Source organism: Inquilinus limosus MP06, from assembly GCF_000767795.1.
In the GTDB taxonomy this organism is placed as follows: Bacteria; Pseudomonadota; Alphaproteobacteria; order DSM-16000; family Inquilinaceae; genus Inquilinus; species Inquilinus limosus_E.
This window is the reverse complement of record NZ_JANX01000327.1, coordinates 1-7067: the sequence shown is the minus strand read 5'-3', so window position 1 is coordinate 7067 and position 7067 is coordinate 1. Positions and strand designations below refer to the sequence as shown.

General features: G+C 67.0%; 8 protein-coding genes. 3 read left to right on the top strand and 5 right to left on the bottom strand.

Translation table 11 applies throughout. From position 1 onward, the window contains the following. A partial coding sequence (locus P409_RS21780) for an HTH domain-containing protein (protein WP_034843609.1) occupies positions 1–233 on the top strand: 233 nt, incomplete at its 5' end. A gap of 32 nt (positions 234–265) precedes the next feature. Further along, the gene (locus P409_RS21775) at positions 266–895 is read left to right on the top strand and encodes a Vgb family protein (RefSeq protein WP_034843607.1); all 630 of its coding nucleotides are present in this window, start codon (positions 266–268) and stop codon (positions 893–895) included. A gap of 18 nt (positions 896–913) precedes the next feature. Here P409_RS21775 and P409_RS41410 read toward each other — a convergent pair whose 3' ends face one another. Continuing rightward, a complete protein-coding gene (locus P409_RS41410; protein ID WP_343285520.1) occupies positions 914–1885 on the bottom strand; it encodes an alpha/beta fold hydrolase in 972 nt (323 codons plus the stop codon). A 77-nt stretch (positions 1886–1962) separates the two neighbouring features. Then, positions 1963–2295 (bottom strand): hypothetical protein, encoded by a 333-nt coding sequence (locus P409_RS21765; protein WP_034843605.1) that lies wholly within the window; start codon positions 2293–2295, stop codon positions 1963–1965. A 368-nt stretch (positions 2296–2663) separates the two neighbouring features. On the opposite strand from P409_RS21765, the gene P409_RS36360 reads away from it, so the two are divergent. Next, positions 2664–4298 carry a serine/threonine-protein kinase gene (locus P409_RS36360; RefSeq protein ID WP_081991690.1) on the top strand — a complete coding sequence of 545 codons (1635 nt, stop codon included), beginning with the start codon at positions 2664–2666 and terminating at the stop codon, positions 4296–4298. A 410-nt stretch (positions 4299–4708) separates the two neighbouring features. On the opposite strand, the gene guaA is transcribed toward P409_RS36360, so the two are convergent. The 3 genes from guaA to P409_RS21745 form a co-directional block, all read right to left on the bottom strand. Beyond that, positions 4709–6283 carry a glutamine-hydrolyzing GMP synthase gene (gene guaA / locus P409_RS21755; RefSeq protein WP_034843603.1) on the bottom strand — a complete coding sequence of 525 codons (1575 nt, stop codon included), beginning with the start codon at positions 6281–6283 and terminating at the stop codon, positions 4709–4711. Between the two features lie 127 nt (positions 6284–6410). Next, positions 6411–6686 carry a DUF1294 domain-containing protein gene (locus tag P409_RS21750; protein ID WP_034843601.1) on the bottom strand — a complete coding sequence of 92 codons (276 nt, stop codon included), beginning with the start codon at positions 6684–6686 and terminating at the stop codon, positions 6411–6413. Then, the coding region (locus tag P409_RS21745; protein ID WP_161790445.1) for a GNAT family N-acetyltransferase at positions 6683–7067 on the bottom strand (385 nt) is incomplete at its 5' end. The genes P409_RS21750 and P409_RS21745, both read right to left, overlap by 4 nt.

The following is a 7067-nucleotide window of genomic DNA, read 5'->3' as shown; positions in this document are numbered from 1 at the left end:
AGCGGCATGCGGCGGTGCTGGCCTTCCTGGCCGATGGCGAGGCCTGGTCGAGCTCGGCCCTCGCTTTGGCGCTGGGCGCCAGCCAGCGCACGGTGCAGCGGGCGCTCGACGCGCTGGCGGAGACCGGCAAGGTCCAGGCCTTCGGCCATGGCCGGGCGCGCCGCTGGGTGACGCCGCCCCTGCCCGGTTTCACGACGGCCTTGTTACTCCCGGCCCCGCTGCCCGAGGGCTAGGGTGGCCCATCACATGATCGGAGGAGCGATCCATGGCTGACATCATCCGCGAATACGGGCCATTCCCGGGCATCACGGACGTGGCCGGCGTGACCTATGACGGCGAGCATGTCTGGTTCGCCTCGGGCGACAAGCTGAACGCCCTCGATCCGAAGAGCGGCCGGGTGACGCGCTCGATCGATGTCGCGGCGCATGCGGGCACGGCCTTTGACGGCCGGCACCTGTTCCAGATCGCCGAGAGCCGGATCCAGAAGATCGACCCGGAGACCGGCCGCGTGCTGGCCAGCATCCCGGCACCGGGCGGCGGCGGCGATTCCGGCCTGGCCTGGGGCGAGGGCACGCTGTGGGTCGGCCAGCACCGGGAGCGCAAGATCCACCAGGTCGACCCCGAGACCGGCAAGGTGCTGCGCACCATCGAATCCAACCGCTTCGTCACTGGCGTCAGCTGGGTCGACGGCGAGCTGTGGCACGCCACCTGGGAGGCCGAGGAGAGCGAGCTGCGCCGGATCGACCCGCAATCGGGCGAGGTATTGGAGAGCCTGGAGCTGCCGGCCGGGGTGAACGTGTCGGGCCTGGAATCCGACGGCGGCGACCGGTTCTTCTGCGGCGGCGGCAACATCGGCAAGATCCGCGCGGTACGCCGGCCGAAGCGGGGCGAATGAGCTTCAGCCGGGCTCGGGTCAGGCCGCGGCCTGTCCGGTGACGAACGCCGTCATCAGCCGCGCGGCCGGCCCGGAATGGGTCTCGAGCAGCAGGTGCCCGGCGTCGAGGATATGCGCCTCCATCCGCGGCAGCGCCTCCATCCACGCCAGGACCTCCGCCAGCTCGAAATAGATGTCGTGCCGGCCCCACAGCAGCAGCGCCGGCGGCTGGTGCCGCTTCAGATAGGCCGCGATCTCGCCGAAGCGCGCCACGTACCGGCCGTAATCGGCGACCAGCGCGCGCTGGCTCTCCAACCGGCCGGGCAAGGACATGACGCGCCAGTCCTCGATCCAGTGCGCCGGGTCGATGCGGGCGGCGATGTCGTCCGGCACGCCCTTCACATACTGGTCGCGCGTGCCCTCCAGGGTGAGGTGCGCGGTGGCGGCGGCTTCGTTGCGCGGGTTCGGTGACGACCAGAAGTCCATCACCTCGGCCCATTGCGGACCGTGGCCGGCGCGATGGGCGTTCGCGTTCTGGATGATCAGGCCGCGCACCAGGTCGGGCCGGCGCATGGCCAGGCTGAGCCCCACCGGCGCGCCGTAATCATGCAGGTAGATGAACCGGCTGCCGATCTCCAGCGTGGCCAGCAGCTCCTCGATGCCGTCGGTGAAGGCCTCGAAGGACGGCTCTGCCAGCGGGTCCGAGCCGCCGAGCCGGGCAGGTCTGGCGCGATGACGCGGACATGCCGCGCCAGCGGGCCGATGACGTCGCGAAAGCCCGATGACGCGTTCGGCATGCCGTGCAGCAGCAGGAGCGCCGGGGCACCCTCGTCTCCCGCTTCGCGATAGGCCAGCTCGGTTCCCGACGAAAGCCGCAGCCGCTGCAATCCGGACGTCATCGCTCGCTCCTGCCAAGGGCGGGCCGCGGCGCGCGGGTGGAGACCGGCAGGAGAGCTCCGGCGCCGCGGGATCGGATGGCAGCGATATAGAATGGCTGTCGGGAGAGGCCATGGACGGCGGCGACCTTCGTCGATCAGCATACGTTTGGCTGCGCGCCGGCGTGCTCCAGCACGCCCCGGCCATCACGCTCACTCTTCCATCCAACTTCTCAGCAGGCGCCGGATCGGCTCCAGCTTCTCCTCGGATAAGCCGGCAAGGCTGCTCTCATCCATGTAGCCTTCGCGGATGGCAGCGGCGAAGACAAAAGTAAGCTGCGAATACCGATAGTCGAACAGGGTATCGATATGCCTGCGCTGCCGGCGCAGATAGTCTTCGAGATCCCACATCTCGGACGGCGTCGCCGCTTGCGCGGCCTTCGCCTTGAACTCGGCCAGGATTCTCGCAAGTGCCACGCCGAGTGCGGCGTCATAGGCACGGCGCGCGATCTTCTTCTCGGACGGCGACCATTTGCGGTCGGGCATGAGTGGCCCTTCCATTAGCACGAAGAGCGGCAGCCCGTCACCGGAGCCTGATTGTTGCTCCTCCGCTCCCCCCTCACTCCCACTCGATCGTTCGGCATTCTATCAACCATTTGAATTCATTAAAGAAAATAGTTTTCTGCCTAAATACTACCGGCCTAGGACCCGTCAGAGAGCTACACTGCTGATATCGTTGAGGAGTTTCCATCCACCGCCGCAAGCTATCTATCGGCTCTTCCTGGTCCTTTCCAGCTCTGACGCAGGGACTCAAATTGCGGCGAAAAAGTACCGTCAGCGTTGGCTCCACCCAGCAGCGGGTTGAACGCGCGCGGCAATCGACGGCGATACGGCGATCGGCTATTAGCTGCGGTATGGCGCGGAAATACGGCAATTGGGCAATCCTAGGCGAGCGCTTCGCGGAGGGCGGCCAAGGCGAGATCTATCAGGTCAGCAATGCGACGGGGAAGCCGCCAGGCATCTGGCTGCTGAAGCGTTTAAAGAATCCAAAGCGGCATGGACGCTTCGCACGTGAGTTGGAGACGCTACAGCGCCTAAAAGGCGTCGAAAACGTCGTCCAGGTGCAAGAATGGGGCGCGTCCAAGGGCGAGACCACCGATTATTATGTGATGGAAAAGGGCGATGGCTCGCTCGAGGAGCGGGCGCCCGCCGGCGGATATGCGCCGGAGCAAGCCTTTTCGCTTTTCGGGCAGATACTCGATGGCGTAGAGGCCATCCACCAGGTTCCGGCCGTGCACCGCGACCTGAAGCCCGCCAATGTCATCCTGTTCGGCGACACCGCTAAGATCGCCGATACGGGGCTGGCGCTTCTGGTCGGCGAACCGCGCATCACGCCGACCGATGAGGCGGTCGGGCCTCGCTTCTACATGGCCCCGGAACTCGAGCACGGCCGCAACCTCGATGTCGACGCCAGTGCAGACATTTATTCGCTCGGTAAGATTCTGTACTGGCTACTGTCCGGTGGGGTGCACTTGCCGCGCGAGCGCCACGACGAAGCGGCATATCGCTTGGCGCGAACCAAAGCGCCGTCGCTTGGAGTGTTCCAGGGCGTGTTCGACGCCACGCTCACGCAGCAGAAACGGTGGCGCTGCAAAGATATTGCGGAGCTGCGCAACCTCTTTAGCGCATCGGTGGCGAAGTACCGCAACCATCAGGACACGGCACTCGCGGCGTTGCTCGCCAGGCCCGGAGACTCGATGGTGGAAAAGCTCGACGGAGCCGACAGCGCGATTGGGAAGGCATTGTTCGGTCGGGTCGAGCTCGACCTGATCGCCGCCACTCCAGACGAGCTGATGAGCCTGATGGAGCGAGACGAAGCCCTGATCGACGGCAAGAACGTCGGACTGCTCAAGAAGTTTGGGCCGCTCTCGTCCGAGCAGCTCGCACGTGCGGCACGGCTCTGTTTCTCGAGCGAAATGGCGATCGGTTCGCTCGCCCTATTACTCGATGTCGGCCGCGAGCTACGGCAAGCCATCGCGGAGGCGGCACTAGCGTCGGACGATTGCAGCGCATGGCAGCTAATGGCCGAACATTGGCATTGGTGGCCTGAGGATATCACACTGGCGCACGAACTGATCGCCCGGTTTGCTCCGCCCAAGCGACTACCGAAGAAGCTTGTGAAGGACCTTTCCGTGGGCGGGATCTCTGTCGACCTCGGCGATGTCTTGCTGCGCGGCATTCAAGAAAATCCGGGTGACGATGAAGTGGTCCAGCTCGCAATGTTCGGCTTGACCAGGTCATCCGATCCCCGCACGGAAGAGAGGCTGGTGCAGGCCTTCATCGCAGTCCGGGACGAGCGGGCGATTCTACAGAACGCTATGCTCATAGCTGTCGTCCACGAGCACGGGGCGGCGGCCTGGTCGCGGTTTGCGGCGCATCACGGATGTCCTGACGATCTCGCTAATATGGCTCAGATCGTAATCGAGATGAGTGTTCGGGCTCGCGAGCGCACGAATGACGAGGAGGGCGAAGAAGATGAGGACGATTGATCCGTGATCTGCTCGTCCGATGTAAAGTGGTCCTTCAGTTTGTGTCCTACGGAACGGCAGATCACAGCGGCAATATCAGACGAGCACCCCCCGGGGGCCGGAATTCCGCAGCTCCAGTTCGGGGCAGAGGTATACTGTCCCGCTGCCTTCATCCGTGTTCGGCGAGATCACTCCTGCCCCTGAACGTCACGAATGGGCGCAAGGCAGGCCCGACTTTGTGCACGCTACTCTACGCAGGAGTACTCCCACCATCGAAGCGGCTTTACATCCTCCTGAGAGGGCGCGCAGATCAGTTCTGCGGAACAGGTGGAGTAGGCCAGCTCAATGGGAGTGAAAGACGGGCGGGGACGGCAATCAAGCGAAGGCGAAAGATGCCGCCGAAACTACGCTATTGCCATCGGCCGCCCCCCTCACTCCCACTCGATCGTCCCCGGCGGCTTCGAGGTGATGTCGTAGACGACGCGGTTGATGCCGCGGACCTCGTTGACGATGCGGGTCGAGACCCGGCCCAGGAATTCGTGATCGAACGGGTAGTAGTCGGCGGTCATGCCGTCGGTCGAGGTCACGGCCCTGAGCGCGCAGACATAGTCGTAGGTGCGGCCGTCGCCCATCACCCCCACCGTGCGCACCGGCAGCAGCACCGCGAAGGCCTGCCAGATCGCGTCGTACAGGCCGGCGCGGCGGATCTCCTCGAGATAGATCACGTCGGCCTTGCGCAGGATCTCCAGCATGTCGCGGCTGACCGCGCCGGGGATGCGGATGCCCAGCCCCGGTCCCGGGAACGGGTGGCGGCCGACGAAGGTCTCCGGCAGGCCCAGCTCGCGGCCCAGCGCTCGCACCTCGTCCTTGAACAGCTCGCGCAGCGGCTCGACCAGGGCCAGCTTCATCCGCTCCGGCAGGCCGCCGACATTGTGGTGGCTCTTGATCGTCACCGACGGGCCGCCGGTGAAGGACACGCTCTCGATCACGTCCGGGTACAGCGTGCCCTGGGCCAGGAAGCGGGCGCCATCGATCTTCTCCGCCTCGGCGTCGAACACCTCGACGAAGGCGGCGCCGATGATCTTGCGCTTCTGCTCCGGATCGGTGACGCCCTCGAGCCGGCCGAGGAACAGCTCCGACGCGTCGACGTGGACGAGCGGTATGTTGTAGTGGCCGCGGAACAGCGACACCACCTGCTCCGCCTCGCCCGAGCGCATCAGCCCGGTGTCCACGAAGATGCAGGTCAGCTGGTCGCCGATCGCCTCATGGATCAGCACCGCCGCGACGGCGCTGTCGACGCCGCCCGACAGGCCGCAGATCACCTTGCCGTCGCCGACCTGGGCGCGGATCTTCTCGATCTCGGCGTCGCGGAACGCGGCCATGGTCCAGCTGCCGGTGCAGCCGCAGACATGGTGGGTGAAGTTGCGCAGCAGTGCCGCGCCATGCGGGGTGTGCACCACCTCCGGATGGAACTGCACGCCGTAGTAGCGGCGGGCGTCGTCGGCGATCGCGGCATAGGGCGCGTTCTCGCTGGTGGCGACGATGCGGAAGCCGTCCGGCAGGCGGGTGACGCGGTCGCCATGGCTCATCCACACCTGCTCGCGCGCGCCGACCGCCCAGGCGCCGTCGAACAGGGTGCAGTTCTCGCGGATGTCCAGCCAGGCGCGGCCGAATTCGCGGTGATGGCCGCCCTCCACCGCGCCGCCCAGCTGCTCGCACATGGTCTGCTGGCCGTAGCAGATGCCCAGCACCGGCACGCCGAGCTCGAACACCAGCTGCGGCGCGCGCGGCGAGCCCTCCTCGGTGACCGAGGCGGGGCTGCCGGAGAGGATGACGCCGCGCGGGTCGAAGGCGCGGATGCGGTCGTCGCCGGCATGATTGAACGGCCAGATCTCGCAATAGACGCCGGATTCGCGGACCCGGCGGGCGATCAGCTGGGTGACCTGGCTGCCGAAATCGAGAATGAGGATGCGGTCCGGCGACGGCATAGCGGTCGGGGCGGTCATGGCAACTCCGGGGTCGGGCGGTGGGATGGAGCTTTACCCTCCCCCCGCCCCCAGGACAAGCGATGCGGCCCGCGCCCGGCGCGCAACGTCCATGCGCGGATGACGGTTCGGTGACGGCGCAGGCCGGTCAGGCCAGCACCAAGGCGGCGAGGACGGCCACCAGCGCCAGCTGGGCCCCGGCGATCCACAGCAGCCGTGTGCGGAACGGCTCCTTCCGCGTCTTGTGGCGCAGCAGCCGCTGGCCGGCAATGGCGCCCGGCATGCCGCCGATCGCGGCCACCGTCAGCAGCGTGCGCTCCGGGATCCGGCGGCGGCCGGCGACGGCGCATCCCTTGTCCCAGGCGAACAGGGCGAAGGCGGCGACGCTGGCGGCCAGCAGGTACAGCGCCAGGGCGGCTTTCATCCGGCCGCCGCGATCGGCTTGTCGAAGCGGAAGGCGCTCTCGGCCAGCACGGCGCCGCCGAACCGCTCCAGCCGGTCGGCATAGGCCTCGCCGCCGAGATGGCGGTAGAAGCCGGTGGCGCGGAAATTGGCGGTCAGCGCCCACAGCATGAAGGGGGTCATGCCGCGCTCGCCGAACCAGGCGGACGCGGCGGCCATCAGCGCCCTTCCGTGCCCCTTCCCCTTGGCCCGGTCGAGCAGGTAGAGGGCGTAGATCTCGCCCCAGCCGATGCCGGGCGCGCCGCGGGCCCGGCCGCACAGGGCGAAGCCGACCGGCACCGCCCCGCCGGCCGGGGTCGGGTCGAGCGCGAGGAAGGTGGCGGTGCCGTCCTCATAGGCCAGC

What these genes read in the sequence shown, in the direction of transcription:
- P409_RS21750 (WP_034843601.1), bottom strand. Translation starts at nt 6,686, where the DNA reads ATGAAAGCCGCCCTGGCGCTGTACCTGCTGGCCGCCAGCGTCGCCGCC.
- guaA (WP_034843603.1), bottom strand. Translation starts at nt 6,283, where the DNA reads ATGACCGCCCCGACCGCTATGCCGTCGCCGGACCGCATCCTCATTCTC.
- P409_RS21775 (WP_034843607.1), top strand. Translation starts at nt 266, where the DNA reads ATGGCTGACATCATCCGCGAATACGGGCCATTCCCGGGCATCACGGAC.
- P409_RS21765 (WP_034843605.1), bottom strand. Translation starts at nt 2,295, where the DNA reads ATGCCCGACCGCAAATGGTCGCCGTCCGAGAAGAAGATCGCGCGCCGT.
- P409_RS41410 (WP_343285520.1), bottom strand. Translation starts at nt 1,885, where the DNA reads ATGGCCTCTCCCGACAGCCATTCTATATCGCTGCCATCCGATCCCGCG.
- P409_RS36360 (WP_081991690.1), top strand. Translation starts at nt 2,664, where the DNA reads ATGGCGCGGAAATACGGCAATTGGGCAATCCTAGGCGAGCGCTTCGCG.